We start from the raw sequence: 18,362 nt of genomic DNA, 5'->3' as shown, positions 1-18,362 counted from the left end.
CGCGCACTGCCACGAGTTCATCGACTTTGATCAGTCGTGCCAGCAGCAGGGCATCGCGGGCATCGGTTTTGACCTTGTCCCCGGAAGGGCGCAGGAGCTTCGACGGGGCCGCGACGGTCACCGGGTAGTGCATGCCCGCGAGGGTGCGTGCGAGGCTGAATCCGGTAGGACCGGCTTCGTAGGCGACCGCGACGGGTCCGTGGTCGGCAGCGATCCCGTTGATCCATGTCGTGACGGCTTCGTTCCCGCCGGGGAGTTTCGCTTCGAGGACTTCACCCGTGCGGGTGTCGAGGGCTGTTGCGCGGATGGATCGTGCGTGCACATCCAGTCCGATCGCAGTACGCTGGGTAAACATCAGGGCCTCCGCTGCATGTCGGCATCCCCGAGCCGTTCTCGGGGATGATCCACGAATCTGCACCGTGAGGCCCTGATCCGCAAGAGGCCTGGCGAAAAAACCTCTTACTCATAGGGTCTAGCCGGTGCAATTCATCCGCTACCAGGGCACCGAGCCCAACCACCGCGGCGTGCACCTGGGGATTTTCGCGCTGGCCAATTCCCTGGGCCACGGCGGGAAGCTGAGCGCCGCCGAACACGCCATCTGGCGTGCGGGCAACGACTGGTACGACGCTGCCTATCCGAACCCGAGCCGCACCCATCGGGCAATCTACGATCATGCGATCAACCCCGGGGCCGTGGCGTGGTTCAAGGGCAGCGCGCAGCACCTGCTGGAGCGCGTCGAGCCGTATTTGCGGTTGCTCGACGCGCACCGGATCGGCTGGGAGAAGCTGGAAAGCAGTGCTCCGGGCACCATCATCTACGAAGATGACGTGCAGGTGATCGCCACGCCCGCAGTGCCCTAGCCCTTCACCCGGCGCATGGTCATGTGGGAGGTGACGCGGCGGACCGCCGGCAGCGCGGTCAGCTTGGGAATCAGGTCCCGGTCGTAGGCCTCGGCATCGGCCACCTGGATGCGCAGGAAGTAGTCGGGCTGGCCGTAGAGGCGGCGTATTTCGGTGACGCCGGCAACGGTGTCCACCGCCTTCTCGAATTCGTCGAGGCTGTGCTCGTTGTTCATTTCGACGTCAATGGCCACGGTAACCTCGAAGCCCCTGCCATAGGCCTTGGGATTGACGATCGCCTTGTAGCCATGGATGATTCCCTCGGCCTCCAGGCGCTGGACGCGGCGCAGGCAGGGAGCGGGGGTCAGGCCCACCCTGCGCGAGAGCTCGAGGTTGCTGATGCGGCCGTCATTTTCCAGTTCGGCAATAATTGCGCGGTCAAGATCATCCATGCATCTATTATTGCCGATCCAACCCGTCGGTTGGCTAGAATTGGCAACCATATTTGGCTTGGAATTTCCTAATATTGCTTCATGAGCGAAAAACTGGCAATTAAAGGTTCCCGGCCTTTGTCCGACCAGGGCCGATGGCAGCAGATCAGGCTGGGCGCGAAAAATGTGCTTCCCGCCAGTCTGGCGGTCATGCCATTGGGCCTGGCCCTGGGCGTGCTGCTGGTGCGCTCGGGATTGCCCTGGTGGTCAGCTCCCTTGCTTGCCGGGCTGGTGTTCGCCGGTTCCCTGGAATTCCTCTTGATCGGGCTGCTTGCCGCCGTGGCGCCGCTGTCCCATATCGCCCTGACCACGCTGGTAGTCAATTTCCGCCACGTATTCTATGCGATCTCTTTCCCGCTGCACCGGGTCAAGGGCCAGGGGGCGAAGTTCTACAGCATGTTTGCGCTGACCGATGAGGCCTATGCGCTGACCCTGCAGGCCGAGCGGAAGGACTATCCCTCGACGCGGATCCTGGCCATCCAGAGCCTGTTCCATGCAAGCTGGACCACCAGCGTGCTGGGCGGATCGCTGCTGGGCGCAATGATCCCCGAATCCATCAGGGGTCTGGAATTCGCGGTGACCGCATTGTTTGCCGTGCTGGCGATCGAAGCGTTCAAGGCCTACCGCAGTGTGCCGCTGTCCATGCTGGCGCTGATCAGCGCCGTGGCGGCCAGCTGGATCGCACCGCAGAGCATGATGGTGGTAGCCATGGCGATTTTCCTGGCCGGACTTGCGGCGGCCTACCTGCTGCGACGGCGCACCGGCACCGCTCAGCAGGCCGGCGGGCAGCAGGCGGGAGAAGCAGCCGATGCCCGATAGCCTCTACCTCTTCTCGGCCATCGCGTTGAGCACCGCAGTGACCTTCGGGCTGCGTGCCTTGCCCTTCGCCTTCATCGCCAAATTGCGCAGCAACGCGTTCATCAACTACCTGGCGCTGCGCATGCCCTTGGGAATCATGGTGGTGCTGGTTGCTTCCACGGTGCCTGCCGGCATTGCGGATCCGGCCGTGGCGTGGCCGGTGGCCACCGCCCTGGCGGCCACCGTGGTGCTGCACCTGCTCAAGTCCAATGCGGTGCTCAGCGTGCTGGGCGGTACCGCCGTCTACGTTGGGATCCTCAGCTGGCCGCTATAGCTGCGCCAGCGAATCCTTGATCGCCTTGCGGATGCGCTTTTCGCTGACCGAATAGGCGGTGCCCAGCTCTTGGGCGAACAGCGAAATGCGCATTTCCTCCAGCATCCACTTCACCTGGGCCAAGTCCGCCGGCACCCGGGCTCCGGGCGGAACCCGATCCAGGGCGGTATCGTATTCGTCTTCCAGCTTCTGGATCACGACCAGGGCCTGGGAATCACGGGTGACCGCACCTGCGCGCAGCTTCTCCAAGCGCTTCTCGATGCCCTGCACATAGCGCGGCAGGCGCATCAGGTTCGCTGCCCCGGTGGCCGCGATGAAGCCCGGATAGATCAGCTGCTCGAGCTGGGAGCGGATATCGGTGACTGCCGCGAACATCGCCAGGGAGTTGGTGCTCTTCAGATCCTTGTTGATCCGGGTCGAGGAGCCGAAGACCTTCGCCACGATCCCGGTAATCGTGAAGACCGTGTCGATCTGCTCGGCGCGCACCGTCTCGAACAGCGCCTCGAATTCGGCGCGGTTCATCGGTAGCTTCTCGGGCACCAGCTGGTCTACCGCGGCCATGGTGCAATCGGCAATCAGCTTCTCGATGGACCCGTGCGGGTTCTGCGTAAACACCAGCTTCTCAGCGTTCTTCAGGTGCGAAATCACGAACTTCCCGGCAGGCGGCAAGCGCAGCATCAGCAACCGGATGACACCGGTGCGGTGCGCCGCATCGCGCTCGGCCTGGGTGCGGAAAACACTCAGGTCGACCTTTTCGCCGGTGTCCATCAGCCCCGGATAGGCGGTGATCTGCTGGCCCATCACCGTGGTGGTGACCTTGGCAGGCAGCGTATCGCCCAGGGTATCGCCTGATGATTCCAGCTGCGGCCAATGATCCAGCGACTTCTGGTCCCAGGCGCCGGTGGCCGCCGCTGCGGTGGCCGCGGCGCCCTTCTTCCTGGACTGCGCCTTCGACGCGGCCGCAGGCTTGCCAGGCACCCCCGGCTTGCCGGTGGCGACACCGGGGGAGTTGACCCCGCTGGCCAGCGCGGCGCGGTTGGCCGCGGCGAACTTGTACTGCAACGCGGCCAGGTCATCGCCGCTGCCCAGCACCTTCCCCGAAGCATCGGTGACGGTGAAGCCGAAGCGCAGGTGCGCAGGCAGGGTCGAGAAGTCGAAGACCGAAGGCTCGACGACCATGCCGCGCAGCCGGCGCAGCACCAAGGCCAGGGAATCGGCCAGGTCATCGGCCGCCGGATCGAAGTCCGCCTCCAGCATGGCCAGCGCCTTGGCCGCCACATCCGGGGCGGGCACGAAGTTCTTGCGGATGGCCTTGGGCATCGAACGGATCAGCGCGGTGAGCAGCTCGTGGCGCAACCCCGGAATCAGCCAGGCGAAGCGCGCGGGATCCAGCTGGTTCAAGAACACCACCGGGACCGTGAGCGACACGCCATCGCCTTCTCCTGGGGCGGCCGCCGGGTTGTACTCGTAGGACAGCGGCAAGTGGATGCTGCCCAGCTGCCAGGTGGTGGGGAACGCGGCCTCGTCAACCGCATCGGACTCGGCCAGCAGCGCCTCGGGGTCGAAGTCCAGCAGCGAGGGATCGGTGGCGCGGGCCTTCTTCCACCAGCGGTCGAAGTGGCGCTCCGAGTAGACCTCGGCGCCCACCCGGGCATCGTAGAAGGCGAACAGGTCTTCATCGGAAATGCGCAGGTCATGGCGGCGCATGCGGGTTTCGAGCTCTTCGACTTCTTCGAGCAGCGCCCGGTTCTTGGCGAAGAACTTATGGTGGGTGCGCCAATCGCCCTCCACCAGCGCGTGGCGGATGAACAGCTCGCGAGCCAGGTCCTTATCCACCCGCCAGTAGTGGAACTGGCGGCGCGGGATGATCGGCAGGCCGAAAAGCGTGACCTTCTCGTAGCCCATGACCGAACCGGTGCGCTTGGACCAGTGCGGCTCGGAGTGGGTGCGCTTGAGCAGGTGCGGAGCCAGCTCTTCCACCCATTCGGGGGAGATGGCCGCGTTGGTGCGGGCCCACAGCCGCGAGGTTTCCACCAGCTCGGCGGACATCACCCAGGTCGGGGACTTCTTGAACAGGCCCGAGCCGGGGAAGATCGCAAAACGGGTGCCGCGCGCGCCCAGGTAGTCGCGCTTGCGCTCATCGTAGAGCCCGATGTGCCCCAGCAGGCCCGACAGCAGCGACTTGTGCACCTGGTCCTCATTGGCCGCCGGGTCGATCGGGGCGGCCGCCATGGTGATGCCCAGCGGCTTGGCCAGCTGGCGCAGCTGGGTGAACAGGTCCTGCCACTCGCGCACGCGCAGGTAGTTGATGAACTCGTTCTTGCACAGCCGGCGGAAAGCGGAGGAGGACAGGTCCTTCTGCTGCTCCTGCAGGTAGGCCCACAAATTCAGCAATGCAATGAAGTCGGACTTGTCATCGGCGAAGCGCTTATGCAGCTCCACCGCACGATCACGCTGCCCGGTTTCCTCGCTGGGACGCTCGCGCGGATCCTGGATGCTCAGCCCGGCAGCCAGCACCATCACTTCCTTGGCGACCCCGCGCTGTGCGGACTCGACGATCATCCGGCCCAGGCGCACATCCAGCGGCAGCACCGCCAGCGCCCTGCCGGTTTCGGTCAGCTTCGCGGCCTTGTCCTGCTCCAGTGCACCGAGCTCGCGCAGCAGGTTCACGCCATCGGTGATGGCCTTGGCTTCGGGCGGCTGGACGAACGGGAAGCTGGCAACCTCGGCGGCCGAAGCGACCACGCCCATGGAGATCATCTGCAGGATCACGCTGGCCAGGTTGGTGCGCAGGATTTCCGGGTCGGTGAATTCGGGACGCGCCTCGTAGTCGGGCTCCGAGTACAAGCGGATGGCGATGCCCTCCGACACGCGGCCGCAACGTCCCGAACGCTGGTTGGCGCTGGCCTGCGAAACGCGCTCGATGGGCAGGCGCTGCACCTTGGTGCGGTGCGAATAGCGCGAAATGCGGGCGGTGCCGGTATCGATCACGTACTTGATGCCCGGCACGGTCAGCGAGGTCTCGGCGACGTTGGTGGCCAGGATGATGCGCGGGGCGCCACCGGGGTGGAAGACCCGGTGCTGCTCGGCCAGCGACAGCCGGGCGAACAGCGGGAGCACCTCATAGCGCGGCAGGCGCTTATTGGCGGTGACCATGGCGCGCAAGGCTTCGGCCGCGTCGCGGATTTCGCGCTCGCCGGAGAAGAAGATCAGGATGTCCCCGGGCGCTTCGCCGCTCAGTTCCTTGACCGCGTCGGTGACCGCATCCAGTGGGTCGCGTTCTTCCTCCAGCGTGTTCTCCGCGGCCTCGTCCGCGTCGACATCGAGCTCGGCCTGCAGCGGGCGGTAGCGCAATTCGACGGGGAAGGTGCGCCCGGAAACCTCCAGGATCGGGGCAGGCTCGACGCCGCCGCCGGGCAGCGGCTTGCCGAAGTGCTCGGCGAAGCGCTGCGGGTCGATGGTGGCGGAGGTGATGATGATCTTCAGCTCGGGGCGCTTGGGCATGATCTGCTTGAGGTAGCCCAGCAGGAAATCGATGTTCAGGCTGCGCTCGTGGGCCTCGTCGATGATGATCGCCGAGTATTTCTTGAGCAGCTTGTCGCGCTTGATCTCGGCTAGCAGGATGCCGTCGGTCATCACCTTCAGCTTGGTCTTGCGCGAAACCTCGCCGGTGAAGCGCACGTGGAAGCCGACTTCCTCGCCGATTTCGGTGCCCATTTCCTCGGCGATGCGCTCGGCCACGGTGCGCGCGGCCAGGCGGCGCGGCTGGGTGTGCCCGATCATGCCCTTCTCGGCCAGGCCGAGCTCGATGAGCATCTTGGGAAGCTGGGTGGTCTTGCCCGAACCGGTTTCGCCGGCGATTACCACGACCTGGTTTTCGCGGACCGCGGCGAGGATGTCCTCGCGGCGGGCTGAAACGGGAAGGGCTTCGGGATACGTAATGCTGAGCGCCATGATGTTCCCATTCTATTCGCGCCACGCATTTTCGTGGTGGCCGCCGGGCCGAAGCCCGATTCGGGGCAGGAAATGTGCTCCCGGACGCATTGCTCCATGAGTCAAATTTTCAGATTGTCCAAGCAATTGTCGACAAGTTCGGGCCGGTAAATACAAAACTTCCAGATTCTGCTTCCCGGCGGAGCATTTGTGTCCACAAGAATCCGTATCAAGATGCAAACGTCTAGGAATCGACCTTGATTGTAGGCAAGGTGAGGTCGTTCACATGTAAGATCGGGGGTAATCATCGATGTGATGCCTGGACGGTTCCCGCATGCTGCGCACCAGTTGCGCTTCATAACCAGGCTTCCGCGCTATCGGTGGGAATCACTCGCAAGGGAACTTTGAAAGGAACTTCAATGAAGAGCTTCACCGCCATGAAATTCGCTGCCATCGCAGCAGCTGGCGCACTGGCCCTGACCGCCTGCGGCGGCAGTGGCGAGCAGGGCACCGCGGAGGGCGGCGACGAGGCCGTCAAGATCGGCATCTCCCAGTTCGTCTCGCACCCTTCGCTGGACGCAGTGGTCACCGGCTTCAAGGCAGGCATGGAAGAAGCCGGCTACACCGGCGAGAAGATCAGCTACGACGAGAACAACGCCGAAACCGATCAGGCTACCAACACCTCGATTGCCGGCAAGCTCGCCGCTGATTCGGATATCGACCTGGTGCTGGCAATTGCTACCCCATCGGCCCAGGCTGCGGCGCAGGCGATTACCAAGGTTCCGGTGCTCTTCTCCGCTGTGACCGCCCCGGTTGATGCCAAGCTGGTCGCCTCCAATGAAGCTCCGGGCGCGAATGTCACCGGCACGTCGGACATGAACCCGGTCGACGAGCAGCTGCAGTTGCTCAAGGACCTGGTGCCCGATGCCAAGAAGGTCGGCATTGTCTACTCCTCGGGTGAAGCCAACTCCGCAGTCCAGGTGAAGATGGCCAAGGAAGCAGCCAAGGGCCTGGGTCTGACCATTGAAGAAGCCGCAGTCTCGGCGTCCAGCGAAGTCCAGCAGGCCGCCAGCTCGCTGGATGTCGACGCGTACTACGTTCCGACTGACAACGCTGTCGTTTCCGCCCTGGAAGGCCTGCTGCAGGTTGCCGAGAAGAACGGCGTGCCGGTCATTTCGGCTGACGGCGAGTCCGTCAAGCGCGGCGCTACCGCAACCTACGGCATCAACTACGAGAAGCTGGGCGCGCAGACCGCTGCCATGGCCGTGAAGCTGCTCAAGGGCGAGGCCGAGCCGGCAACCCTGCCGGTGGAGACCATCTCCGAGGTCGATCTCTACCTGAATGAAGATGCCGCCAAGAAGGCAGGCATCGAATTCACCGACGAGATGAAGTCCGAAGCCGTAGAGGTCTACTAAGCCCCGGCAACAACTTACCGACGCAAGGCGAGGCGCATAACCTGGTGCCTCGCCTTTCGTCGTGATTACCTGCAAAACTTACAACTCAAGGATCCACACATGATCACAGCGGTTGAACTCGGCCTGATTTACGCCATCATGGCGCTCGGGGTGTACCTGACCTTCCGTATCCTGGACTTTCCCGACCTGACTGTCGACGGCAGCTTCACCACCGGTGCCGCCGTCGCCTCGGTGGGCATCGTGAACGGGATGAATCCCTGGCTGGCCACCGTGCTGGCCTTCTTCGCCGGCATGGTTGCCGGTGTCATTACCGGCCTGCTGCATACCAAGGGCAAGATCGACGGCCTGCTCGCCGGCATCCTGACCATGATCGCGCTGTACTCGATCAACCTGCGCATCATGGGCAAGGCCAACACCCCCTTGCTGGGGGAGGAGACCCTGATCAGCCCGATGCGCGTCTCGGGCCTACTCGGCTCCTGGGCGTCGGTGGCCATCCTCTTTGCCGTCTGCCTGGTCTTCGTGGCAGCGATCGTCTGGTTCCTGCACACCGAGCTGGGCATGGCCATGCGGGCCACCGGCGACAACCAGGAAATGATCCGTTCCTTCGGCGTGAGCACCGACAACCAGAAGATCCTGGGCCTGGCGCTGTCCAACGGCCTGGTGGCGCTGTCCGGAGCGGTCATCGCCCAGTACCAGGGCTTCGCCGATATCGGCATGGGCATCGGCCTGATCCTGATCGGCCTGGCCTCGGTCATCGTCGGCCAGGCGATCTTCACCCAGCGCTACATCTGGCTGGCCGCCATCGCGGTGGTCTTCGGCGCAGTGATCTACCGCCTGGTGATCCAGATGGCCCTGTCGGCAGGCCTGGAGGTCAACGACATGAAGCTGATCTCCGCGGTCCTCGTCGTCGTCGCCCTGCTGCTGCCGAAGTGGAAGGGCTTCCAGAAGATCATCAAGAACTTCAAGCGCACCCCAGCAGAAGTTGAAACCAAGGAAGAGGTTCGCACCAATGCTTGAAATCAAGAACCTGTCGCGCACGTTCTTCCCGGGAACTGTCAACGAGCGCAAGGCGCTGCGCAACATCAACCTGAACCTGTCCGACGGTGAATTCGTCACCGTCATCGGCTCCAACGGCGCCGGCAAGTCCACCGTGCTGAATATGGTTGCAGGCAAGCTGCAGCCCGATGCCGGTTCGGTGTCCATCGCGGGGAAGAACGTCACCAGGATGGCCGACTACACCCGCGCCAAGTACATCGGCCGGGTATTCCAGGACCCGATGGCCGGCACTGCGCCGACCATGTCCATCGAGGAGAACATGGCGCTGGCCTACGCCCGCGGCCGTTTCCGCGGCCTGGGCCTGGGCGTAGGCTCCAAGCGGCGCGAGCTGTTCGTCGAGGAACTCAAGAGCCTGGAACTCGGTTTGGAAGGCCGCTTGAAGACCAAGGTGGGCCTGCTCTCGGGCGGCCAGCGCCAGGCGCTGAGCTTGCTGATGGCCACCTTCTCCAAGCCCAAGATCCTGCTGCTCGATGAGCACACCGCGGCCCTGGATCCGCAGCGTGCCGCGCTGGTCTCGCGCCTGACCAAGGAAATTGTCGAACGCCACCAGCTGACCACGTTGATGGTGACGCACAATATGGAACAGGCGTTGCAGCTGGGCACCCGGCTGATCATGATGCACGACGGGCAGATCATCCTGGACCTGGACCAGGAAGAGAAGTCCAAGATGACCGTCAAGGGCCTGCTGGAGGAATTCAGCAAGATCAAGGGCGCACAGCTCGATGACAAGACCATGCTGCAGTAGCAGCTGGCCAGTATCCGTGCAGGCTCCGCACCCGATGGGTGGGGGGCCTGTCGGGTTTAAGTCAGCGGTTTGCGCAGGCGGTGCTCGACGCGTCCCGAGCTCCGGTCGATGACTTGCTGTCCTGTCCATTGGTACCCGCAACGGCGATAGAGCGCCTCGGCACATGCATTGCTGGCGATAAGCAGACTGGACATGGCTGGGGCAGTGACCAGCAGGATGGATCAGTTCTACACCTGTCGGCCTGCCTGCGCTGTCAAGATCCTAGTTCACGAGGTACGGCATGCTAGAAGACTCGATTTCTGCCGTTTCAACTGCTAGCTCATGAGAGAGCGCGACATGCGCGGCCGCAGCTCTGGCATCGTAGGTGGCATTAATGGGTTTACTCATGCAGCTGATCTTCGATACTCAATATGAATTTGAGAAATATTCATGCAGTTAAAGATGCATTGCTATAAACCTGCCTAGGATTAACACCTTCTGCGAAACGAATGGTGGACTATTGAGAACCCGTAGCGCGTACATAGCTGCAGCGACAGGAGTCGTCGGTCTGGCTCTCATCACTGGATTGCTGTCGGGTTGCTCTTTGACTGGGAAATACTCCGATGAAACCTGCGATGGCCACAAACCCGTCAGCTCGTTAGAGCAGGCGGGCACGGAATTGGTAGTTGCTGCGTATGCTGGCGATCGCACTGGAGTTTGCCGGGTTACTTCGCCATTTCCAGGAGGAAACCTGGATGACGAGATGGTCAGCCAGACTCGGCAGATTCTAGAGAACCACGGCATTACACCTGAAAATGTGTCGGTAGTGGTTGGAGAGCAGTTTGGAAGCGCAGTATCCGTTCACCTGACTGACGGTAACCAGTATGCTCGGCACTCACTGTGGGTCGGTGGCCATAGTATCCGTGAGGAAGGATTCACTATAGGGCTACCGGAGGAACTGTATCCTGCTGCGCCCGAGCATCCGGCATCCCAGTCATCCACGGTTGATCCCTAAGCTTTGCAATTCTAGTGATTCAGGATTCTTGGCATCCGGGTATCTCGTAAGCGCGATACAAAGCGAAATTTCCCCGGCTATTGCTCTAAGTGGAGCTTTGGTTCCCTCTCGGCAATGCCGGTTAGGCTTTCGCCGAATCATTAGCGCGGACAGTCAGCTGCCGCGCGATGTCTTTAGGCTTTTCGCCTAGTGTCCAAATGAAACATCGGAAACGCCTGTTTATTCTTCATTCGTGGCATAAACAGTGACCCAGACTCCCACCGGCACTTTGAATTCGAGCTGTACCTCATTGGTGTTGATTTGATGTGCCGGGGTAGAAAGGCTCGTATATATTTCTGAATTCGAATCGCAACCACTCGCACCGGTTTTTGATCCACCTAGCAGGATAATCTCCCAAGGGGACGTTGCATCACATGAAATTATGAAGCCAACTGAATCAAATCCTCCGGGAAGATCCCCGAGGCGCAGAGTGGTCGAGCCCACGGAATGAGTTTCATTGAGAATCTTGAAGGAGTCTTCGCTCTGGGCGAGGAATTCGGCATGCTTCTTTAGGGGATCTGGCGATTCCGAGGTGCTGCCCGACGTATCTGACGAAGGAATCTCTCCAAGCGCTGTCTCAGGGGAAGTCGAAGGGCTGCATGAAGACAGTGCCAAAGCAATCACAGAAGCAAGTGAAATGATTCCAAAGAGGCGTTTCGTCATGTGTCAAGATTATCTTTTAGCGGGATAAAATCAAGAGTTCATGAGAGTACTTCGATTTCCCGCGTTTTCGCTCGGGTAGTTTGCCGAGGAACTCTTGAATGGTAGCGATGCGAATTCAGTGTCGAGTGGATGGAGTATCGCTCTTTCCATCAAGCGGTGGGCAGTTAGCGGCCGCGGGCAATTTGATGCGGGTATCGCCATCTCGGATTGGTGACGAGCCCGGTCCATGCCGGCAGTAGTTCCCGAATAGGCCGGTCGGGTCGACTCCGAGTTCCCCTATGTGCAGTTCTGGATTTGAAGCAAGGTCGCCGAGCGGTCCCAGAGTTGCTTCGCTAGTACCTCATCATGGATCAGCGGGTTGACCTTCGATGCGATCTTTCCCGACTCGTAGTAGGCGCCCGGTTCGAATTGCACGCCAGGCTTCGCCTCCGCAAGCCAGACGAGCTGGTCGGCACCCTTGGTCGAGTCGACCGTGAAGAAGCGCCTAAGCGGACCGTGGTAAAGGAACTTCAATAACCCCTTGGAGTCCGAGGCGAAACTGGTGCCAACGATCCCGGGGTGGAACGCCACGGCGTTAATCCCGGAACCGCCAAAGCGCCGCTGTAATTCCGAGGTGAACAGAATGTTCGCCAACTTTGCATTGCCGTAGGCGGCCCTCGGTGAGTAGCTGTTTTCGCCCTGTAGGTCCGCAATGTCGAATTTGGCCATGAGACGCGCAGCCATGCTGGCGGTCTGAATGACCGTGGCACCCGAATCGATTAGTCGTTGCAACAACAGATTCGTGAGCAGGAAGGGCGCTAGATGATTGACTTGGAAAGTCTTTTCGAATCCATCCACGGTCAGTTCGCGCTCTGCCTTGATCCCGCCGGCATTATTAGCCAGCACATCAATTCGGGGATACTTCTGGAGCAACTGCGTGGCCAGGCCGCGTACCTGTGCGAGCTGGCTGAAGTCTGCCACGAAATAGCTGGCGCCTAGCTCATGGGCGATGGCCTGGGTTTTGGTTTGCGACCGACCGACAACGACAATCTGGTGCCCCTGTCGTGACAGTTCTCGGGCCGATGCGGCCCCGATCCCGTCGCTGGCTCCGGTAATGAGAATGGTTTTTTTCATGGTGCCCTTAAGCGCTTGTTGGTTTATCCGAGTTTAGGGCCTAGCCGAAGCTAAAGGTTGTGGCGACGGGGAAGCTGCCAGAAAATGCTGACAGGAGATTGTTCGCGGCCTCGCGCGAGCTGCGGCGTGAGAAGAAGAGCGAAAAAAAGCAGGCCCTGGTAACCAGGACCTGCAATTTAGGTGGTGCCCCTGAAAGGAATCGAACCTTCGGCCTTCTGCTCCGGAGGCAGACGCTCTATCCACTGAGCTACAGAGGCGTGTTGCTGGGCAACAGGAAAAATACTATCAGGTCGTCACTTGATCTGCGCAATTCCAGCACCTTGGCACGCATGTGTTGCAAAAGTCACCGGGTCGGGCCAGTCTCACAGTCGATGCAAGTCATGAATGCTGAAGAAGCACGGCAATTGCCGGTATTCTTGAACGGTGACTCCTGAAGAACTCTCCGCAGCAATATCCGCATGCCTCACCGAAGCCGTAGCCGCCGGCGAAATCTCCGTCGAGGTGCCAGAGACCGTACGCGTGGACCGCCCGAAAAGCCGTGAACACGGCGACTGGGCAACCAACATCGCGCTGCAGCTGGGCAAGAAGGCCGGCATGGCCCCGCGCGACTTCGCCCAGATCCTGGCCACCCGACTTGCTTCGGTCCCAGGAGTCGGCGCCGTGGACATCGCAGGTCCCGGCTTCCTGAACATCACCCTCGAAGCCGGCGCTGCCGGCGAGCTGGCCCGCACCATCGTCGAGGCGGGTTCCGCCTACGGCAGCAACGAGGCCCTGGCCGGCCACGTGGTCAACATGGAATTCGTTTCCGCGAACCCCACCGGCCCGCTGCACATCGGCCACACCCGCTGGGCCGCGCTGGGAGATGCCATCTCCCGCGTGCTGCGCGCTTCGGGCGCTTCGGTGACCAGCGAGTACTACATCAACGATGCCGGCAACCAGATGAACGTCTTCGCCCGTTCGGTGTACAACCGCATCCACGGCCTGCCAGTGCCAGAGGGCGGCTACCCGGGCGAATACATCAAGGAACTGGGCGACGCCGTCCTGGCCCAAGCCCCGCAGCTGCGCGAGCTGGACGAAGCAGAAGCAATTCCTGCCCTGCGCGACGCCGCCTACAAGGCGCAGCTCGAAGACATCAAGTCCACCCTGGCCGACTTCGGCGTCAGCTTCGACGTGTTCTTCTCCGAAACCACCTTGCATGAGGGCGGTGCGGTGGCTGACGCCGTGGCCCGCCTGCGCGAACAGGGCCACATCTTCGATCTGGAGGGCGCGGTTTGGCTGCGCACTACCGACTTCGGCGATGACAAGGACCGCGTGCTGATCCGCGCCAACGGCGAGCCGACCTACTTCGCCGCCGATGCCGCCTACTACCTGTCCAAGAAGGACCGCGGCTTCGAAGAGAAGATCTACCTGCTGGGCGCCGACCATCACGGCTACGTCAACCGCCTGAAGGCGATCGCCGCCTGCGCGGGAGATGACAAGGACAAGAACATCGAGGTGCTGATCGGCCAGCTGATCTCCGTCAACGGAGCCAAGCTGTCCAAGCGCGCGGGCAACATCATCGAGCTGCGCGATTTGATCAACTGGATCGGCGCCGACGCGCTGCGCTACTCGCTGGCCCGTTTCCCGGCTGATTCGCCGATCGCGCTGGACCCCGAGCAGCTGAAGAAGAACACCAATGACAACCCGGTGTTCTACGTCCAGTACGCCCATGCCCGTTCGTGCGCCGCGGCCCGCAATGCCGCCGCCAAGGGCGTGACCCGTGACGGCTTCGATGCCGCGCTGCTGACCGACCCGACCGAAAACGAGCTGCTGGCCGTGCTCGGCCAGTTCCCGTCGGTGGTTGCCGGTGCCGCGGAATTCCGCGAACCGCACCGCATTGCCCGTTACCTGGAGCAGGTCGCCGGCGCCTACCACTCGTGGTACGCCGCAACCCGCATCACCCCGGTGGGCGAAGGCGAAGCGGTCGCGCCGGTGCACGGCACCCGGCTGTGGCTGAACGACGCCGCCACCACCGTTTTGGCAAATGGATTGGAACTGCTGGGCGTTTCCGCCCCAGAGAGGATGTAAGACCTTATGGCCGTATCGCCGCTAGCCCCGCAATGGCTGCAATTCCCGGAAAACATCAACGCACTTCGACAGATCGAGTGGGCTTCGGGGGTTTCCCGCGAGGCTGGCGGCGAACTGTCCATCCAGGGCCTTCCCGTCTCCCAGCTGGCCGCCGAGTTCGGCACCCCGCTGTTCGTGCTCGATGAGAACGACTTCCGCGCCCGCGCCCGGGGTTTCAAGACCGCCTTCGACGACGCGTTCAGGCAGCTGTGCGGGGGAGTCGACGTCTACTACGCCGGCAAGGCATTCTTGTGCACCGAGGTGGCCCGCTGGGTGACCGACGAGGGCCTGCGCCTGGATACCTGCTCCGGGGGCGAACTGGCCGTGGCCAACGCCGCCAAGGTGCCCGCTGCCAACCTCTCGCTGCACGGGAACAACAAGTCGGCAGCCGAGATCACCCGCGCCATCGAAATGGGCGTCGGGCGCCTGGTCATCGACTCGCTGGACGAGCTTGACCGGGTGATTTCGATCGCCGACGCCATGGGCCAGAGCGCGCAGGTCATGCTGCGCATTACCCCCGGCGTGCACGCCTCCACCCATGAGGCCATCGCCCCCGCGCACGAGGACCAGAAGTTCGGGCTGTCCATCCTGGACGATGCCTCCGGCACTTCTCCTGCGCTGCGTGCGGTCGCCCAGGCGATCGAGGCGCAGAACATCAACCTGCTGGGCCTGCACGCCCACATCGGTTCGCAGATCTTCGAGGCCGAAGGCTTCGCAATGGTCGCCCGCACCATGCTCGGCCTGCTGGCCAAGATCCGCTCGATCCATGGTGTTTCCCTGCCCGAGCTGGATCTGGGCGGCGGCTACGGCATTGCCTACACCTCCGAGGACCACCCCTCCACCCCGGCCAAGCTGGCCGGGCAGATGGCCGAAGTGGTCTCGGCGCCCTGCGCCGAACTCGAGCTGGAATGCCCGCGCATTTCCATCGAGCCGGGCCGCGCCATCGCCGGCCCGAGCACCTTCACCCTCTACGAGGCCGGCGTGCGCAAGGACGTCCAGGTGGAAGACGGCTCAGGGGCGCTGCACCCGCGCCGCTACATTTCAGTGGACGGCGGGATGAGCGACAACCCGCGCCCGGTGCTCTACGACGCGCAATACACCGCCGTGCTGGCTAGCCGTATGACGCAAAACGACGCAATTATTTCTCGTGTAGTTGGGAAACATTGCGAGTCAGGTGACATAGTCGTGAAGGACGTTTACCTGCCCGATGACGTGGCGGCCGGCGATTTGATCGCCGTTCCGGCCACCGGCGCCTACTGCTGGGCGCTGTCGAGCAACTACAACTACCTCACCCGCCCCGCGGTGGTAGCGGTACGCGATGGCCAAGCCCGTCTGATCGTGCGCAGGGAAACGGAAACAGACTTGTTGGCCCGTGACATGGGAGTTTAATTGAGCGGCGAAAAGAACCTGAAGGTAGCCCTGCTGGGTTGCGGCACGGTCGGAGCCCAGGTGGCCCGGATCCTGCTGGAAGATGCAAACGAACTAGCGGCCCGCTCGGGCGCCGGCCTGCAGCTGATCGGCATTGCCGTGCGCAACCCAGATGCCAAGCGCGATGCAGTGCTGCCCCAGGAGCTTTTCACCACCGACGCCCACGGGCTGATCGCCCAGGCCGATGTGGTCATCGAACTGCTCGGCGGCATGGAGCCGGCCGGCGAATACATCGCCGCCGCCCTTGCCAAGGGTGCCAGCGTCATCACCGGCAACAAAGCGCTGATTGCGCTCAAGGGCGCCGAACTGAACGCGATCGCTGCCGACAACGGCGCCCAGCTGCGCTACGAGGCCGCGGTGGCCGGGGCCATCCCGATCCTGCGCCCGATTGCGGACTCGCTGGCCGGGGACCACATCACCAAGGTGATGGGCATCGTCAACGGCACCACCAACTTCATCCTCGACGCCATGGACACCACCGGTGCCGCGTTCGACGACGTGCTGGCCGAAGCCCAGGCGCTGGGCTATGCGGAAGCCGATCCAACCGCCGACGTGGGCGGGCACGATGCCGCCGCGAAGGCCGCGATCCTGGCCTCGCTGGCCTTCCACACCACCGTGTCCTCGGACCAGGTCTGGACCCAGGGCATCACCGAAGTCAGCGCCGCCGATGTCGCGGCCGCGGCCGCCGCCGGCTACGTGATCAAGCTGCTGGCCATCGCCGAGCAGGCCGAAGCCGGGATTTCGGTGCGCGTCTACCCGGCCCTGGTGCGCCGCAGCCACCCGCTGGCTACCGTGCATGGCGCGTTCAACGCCGTGTTCGTCGAAGCGCAGAACGCCGGCGACCTGATGTTCTACGGGGCTGGAGCCGGTGGCAACCCGACCGCGTCGGCGGTCATGGGCGACGTCGTTGCCGTGGCCCGCCAGATCGCTGCCGGAGCCCCGCTGCCCAACGGCTCGGTTAACCAGGCGCCACGGATGCTGGACTTCGAGGCCATCGACACCCGCTACTGGATTGGCCTGTCGGTCAAGGACCAGTCCGGCGTGCTGGCCGCCATCGCCACCGTCTTCGGCGAGCACGGGGTCTCCATCGAGTCGATGAGCCAGCAGGTGGACGCCGAAGCGGGCGCGCAGCTGCGCATCCTGACCCACCAGGGCACCGAAGCGGCCCTGGCCAGCACCGTCGAGGCGCTGACCGCGCTGGACGCGGTGCACTCTGTTCTATCCGTTATGCGAGTTGAAGGAAACTAACGTGGCTCACCAGTGGCGCGGAGTGATCCGCGAATATGCCGATCGCCTGCCAGTAGACGAAAACACCAAGGTCATCACCCTGGGCGAGGGCGGCACCCCGCTGGTCTACGCCCCGGCGCTGTCGGCGCAGACCGGCAACGAGGTGTACCTGAAGGTCGAGGGCATGAACCCGACCGGTTCCTTCAAGGACCGCGGCATGACCATGGCGATGACCGCCGCGGTGGCTGCCGGCGCCAAGGCCGTGGTGTGCGCCTCCACCGGCAACACCTCCGCTTCGGCCGCCGCCTACGCTACCCAGGCCGGGCTGAAGTGCGCGGTGCTGGTGCCCGATGGCAAGATCTCCATGGGCAAGATGTCCCAGGCGATCGCCCACGGTGCGGACATCATCCAGATCGACGGCAACTTCGACAACTGCCTGGAAGTTGCGCGCAAGCTCAGCGAGAACTACCCGGTGTTCCTGGTGAATTCGGTGAACCCGGCCCGCATCCAGGGCCAGAAGACCGGCGCCTTCGAGGTCGTCGACTTCCTGGGCGACGCCCCGGATTACCACCTGCTGCCGGTAGGCAACGCGGGCAACATCACCGCGTACTGGAAGGGCTACAAGGAGTATTCCTCCAAGTGGACCAACGAAGCCGGCAAGGAACTGGAGCCGGTCTCCACCAAGAACCCGGTCATGTGGGGCTTCCAGGCCGCCGGGGCCGCCCCGATCGTGGCCGGCCACCCGATCACCGAACCGGATACCATTGCCACCGCCATCCGCATCGGCAATCCGGCATCCTGGGAACAGGCCGAAGCCGCCCGCGATGAGTCCGGCGGGCAGATCGACTCGGTCACCGACGAGCAGATCCTCGAAGCCCACCGCTGGCTTTCCAGCCGCGAAGGCGTCTTCGTGGAGCCAGCTTCGGCAGCCGGCGTGGCCGGCCTGCTCAAGCACCACGCCGCCGGCACTGCGCCGACCGGCAAGAAGATCGTGATCACCGTGACCGGCCACGGCCTGAAGGACCCGGACTGGGCCCTGAAGCAGGCCGACGGCTCGGAAGTTGCGCCGAAGAAGGTGGCCTTCGACGTGGTCGAGGTCGCCGGCGCGCTGGGCCTGGCCTAGCAGCTTTTCGCCGGCCAGCCGCCGGCAGCACGACGGCCCGCCGCGTCATTGGCTCTCC

Annotated in this window: 16 protein-coding genes and 1 tRNA gene; 10 read left to right on the top strand and 7 right to left on the bottom strand. The window is 63.1% G+C overall.

The window, feature by feature from the left end:
- The coding region (locus ACNPM8_RS10380; RefSeq protein ID WP_448939795.1) for an IS110 family transposase at positions 1-355 on the bottom strand (355 nt) is incomplete at its 3' end.
- Positions 356-479: 124 nt separating this feature from the next.
- Here ACNPM8_RS10380 and ACNPM8_RS10375 point away from each other — a divergent pair.
- Positions 480-860 carry a hypothetical protein gene (locus ACNPM8_RS10375; protein WP_105662574.1) on the top strand — a complete coding sequence of 127 codons (381 nt, stop codon included), beginning with the start codon at positions 480-482 and terminating at the stop codon, positions 858-860.
- Here the strand turns inward: ACNPM8_RS10375 and ACNPM8_RS10370 are convergent.
- Complete coding sequence (locus ACNPM8_RS10370; RefSeq protein ID WP_105658391.1) at positions 857-1,291, bottom strand: Lrp/AsnC family transcriptional regulator; 435 nt, start codon at positions 1,289-1,291, stop codon at positions 857-859. The genes ACNPM8_RS10375 and ACNPM8_RS10370 overlap by 4 nt on opposite strands.
- Positions 1,292-1,372: 81 nt before the next feature.
- On the opposite strand from ACNPM8_RS10370, the gene ACNPM8_RS10365 reads away from it, so the two are divergent.
- Complete coding sequence (locus tag ACNPM8_RS10365; RefSeq protein ID WP_448939794.1) at positions 1,373-2,149, top strand: AzlC family ABC transporter permease; 777 nt, start codon at positions 1,373-1,375, stop codon at positions 2,147-2,149.
- Positions 2,139-2,462, top strand: coding sequence for a branched-chain amino acid transporter permease (locus ACNPM8_RS10360; protein ID WP_105658393.1), 324 nt, complete (start codon positions 2,139-2,141; stop codon positions 2,460-2,462). Before ACNPM8_RS10365 ends, ACNPM8_RS10360 begins: the two co-directional genes overlap by 11 nt.
- On the opposite strand, the gene hrpA is transcribed toward ACNPM8_RS10360, so the two are convergent.
- On the bottom strand, positions 2,457-6,416 hold the full coding sequence (gene hrpA, locus ACNPM8_RS10355; RefSeq protein ID WP_448939793.1) for an ATP-dependent RNA helicase HrpA: 3,960 nt from the start codon (positions 6,414-6,416) through the stop codon (positions 2,457-2,459). The genes ACNPM8_RS10360 and hrpA overlap by 6 nt on opposite strands.
- Before the next feature lie 398 nt (positions 6,417-6,814).
- On the opposite strand from hrpA, the gene ACNPM8_RS10350 reads away from it, so the two are divergent.
- From ACNPM8_RS10350 to ACNPM8_RS10340, 3 genes are all read left to right on the top strand, one after another.
- Entirely contained in the window at positions 6,815-7,810 is a 996-nt protein-coding gene (locus ACNPM8_RS10350; protein ID WP_448939792.1) for an ABC transporter substrate-binding protein, read from the top strand.
- Positions 7,811-7,909: 99 nt separating this feature from the next.
- The gene (locus tag ACNPM8_RS10345; RefSeq protein WP_133834475.1) at positions 7,910-8,827 is read left to right on the top strand and encodes an ABC transporter permease; all 918 of its coding nucleotides are present in this window, start codon (positions 7,910-7,912) and stop codon (positions 8,825-8,827) included.
- Entirely contained in the window at positions 8,820-9,611 is a 792-nt protein-coding gene (locus tag ACNPM8_RS10340) for an ABC transporter ATP-binding protein (protein WP_133834474.1), read from the top strand. Before ACNPM8_RS10345 ends, ACNPM8_RS10340 begins: the two co-directional genes overlap by 8 nt.
- A gap of 261 nt (positions 9,612-9,872) precedes the next feature.
- Here the strand turns inward: ACNPM8_RS10340 and ACNPM8_RS10335 are convergent, their stop codons facing one another.
- From ACNPM8_RS10335 to ACNPM8_RS10320, 4 genes are all read right to left on the bottom strand, one after another.
- Complete coding sequence (locus ACNPM8_RS10335; RefSeq protein ID WP_286134315.1) at positions 9,873-9,998, bottom strand: hypothetical protein; 126 nt, start codon at positions 9,996-9,998, stop codon at positions 9,873-9,875.
- A gap of 826 nt (positions 9,999-10,824) precedes the next feature.
- Positions 10,825-11,307: a hypothetical protein gene (locus ACNPM8_RS10330; RefSeq protein ID WP_146112314.1), complete on the bottom strand. Its 483-nt coding sequence runs from the start codon at positions 11,305-11,307 to the stop codon at positions 10,825-10,827.
- Between the two features lie 276 nt (positions 11,308-11,583).
- Positions 11,584-12,420 (bottom strand): SDR family NAD(P)-dependent oxidoreductase, encoded by an 837-nt coding sequence (locus ACNPM8_RS10325; protein WP_332487232.1) that lies wholly within the window; start codon positions 12,418-12,420, stop codon positions 11,584-11,586.
- Positions 12,421-12,601: 181 nt separating this feature from the next.
- A tRNA-Arg gene (locus ACNPM8_RS10320) sits at positions 12,602-12,677 on the bottom strand.
- Positions 12,678-12,843: 166 nt separating this feature from the next.
- On the opposite strand from ACNPM8_RS10320, the gene argS reads away from it, so the two are divergent.
- Genes argS through thrC form a run of 4 tightly spaced genes read left to right on the top strand, consistent with a single transcriptional unit; the run spans position 12,844 to position 18,304 of the window.
- Positions 12,844-14,487 (top strand): arginine--tRNA ligase, encoded by a 1,644-nt coding sequence (argS, locus tag ACNPM8_RS10315; protein ID WP_105658399.1) that lies wholly within the window; start codon positions 12,844-12,846, stop codon positions 14,485-14,487.
- Positions 14,488-14,493: 6 nt separating this feature from the next.
- Positions 14,494-15,915 (top strand): diaminopimelate decarboxylase, encoded by a 1,422-nt coding sequence (gene lysA / locus ACNPM8_RS10310; RefSeq protein WP_448939791.1) that lies wholly within the window; start codon positions 14,494-14,496, stop codon positions 15,913-15,915.
- Positions 15,916-17,202: a homoserine dehydrogenase gene (locus ACNPM8_RS10305; RefSeq protein WP_105658401.1), complete on the top strand. Its 1,287-nt coding sequence runs from the start codon at positions 15,916-15,918 to the stop codon at positions 17,200-17,202. It abuts the gene before it with no gap.
- A gap of 1 nt (position 17,203) precedes the next feature.
- Positions 17,204-18,304 carry a threonine synthase gene (gene thrC, locus ACNPM8_RS10300; protein ID WP_332727313.1) on the top strand — a complete coding sequence of 367 codons (1,101 nt, stop codon included), beginning with the start codon at positions 17,204-17,206 and terminating at the stop codon, positions 18,302-18,304.
- Positions 18,305-18,362: the final 58 nt, after the last annotated feature.

This window comes from Glutamicibacter sp. AGC46 (genome assembly GCF_053543715.1).
This window is presented reverse-complemented; position numbering and strand designations above follow the sequence as displayed.

Coding starts and splice junctions, on each gene's coding strand:
- ACNPM8_RS10370 (WP_105658391.1), bottom strand. CDS start 1,291: ATGGATGATCTTGACCGCGCAATTATTGCCGAACTGGAAAATGACGGC.
- ACNPM8_RS10365 (WP_448939794.1), top strand. CDS start 1,373: ATGAGCGAAAAACTGGCAATTAAAGGTTCCCGGCCTTTGTCCGACCAG.
- ACNPM8_RS10360 (WP_105658393.1), top strand. CDS start 2,139: ATGCCCGATAGCCTCTACCTCTTCTCGGCCATCGCGTTGAGCACCGCA.
- hrpA (WP_448939793.1), bottom strand. CDS start 6,416: ATGGCGCTCAGCATTACGTATCCCGAAGCCCTTCCCGTTTCAGCCCGC.
- ACNPM8_RS10350 (WP_448939792.1), top strand. CDS start 6,815: ATGAAGAGCTTCACCGCCATGAAATTCGCTGCCATCGCAGCAGCTGGC.
- ACNPM8_RS10345 (WP_133834475.1), top strand. CDS start 7,910: ATGATCACAGCGGTTGAACTCGGCCTGATTTACGCCATCATGGCGCTC.
- ACNPM8_RS10340 (WP_133834474.1), top strand. CDS start 8,820: ATGCTTGAAATCAAGAACCTGTCGCGCACGTTCTTCCCGGGAACTGTC.
- ACNPM8_RS10335 (WP_286134315.1), bottom strand. CDS start 9,998: ATGAGTAAACCCATTAATGCCACCTACGATGCCAGAGCTGCGGCCGCG.
- ACNPM8_RS10330 (WP_146112314.1), bottom strand. CDS start 11,307: ATGACGAAACGCCTCTTTGGAATCATTTCACTTGCTTCTGTGATTGCT.
- ACNPM8_RS10325 (WP_332487232.1), bottom strand. CDS start 12,420: ATGAAAAAAACCATTCTCATTACCGGAGCCAGCGACGGGATCGGGGCC.
- lysA (WP_448939791.1), top strand. CDS start 14,494: ATGGCCGTATCGCCGCTAGCCCCGCAATGGCTGCAATTCCCGGAAAAC.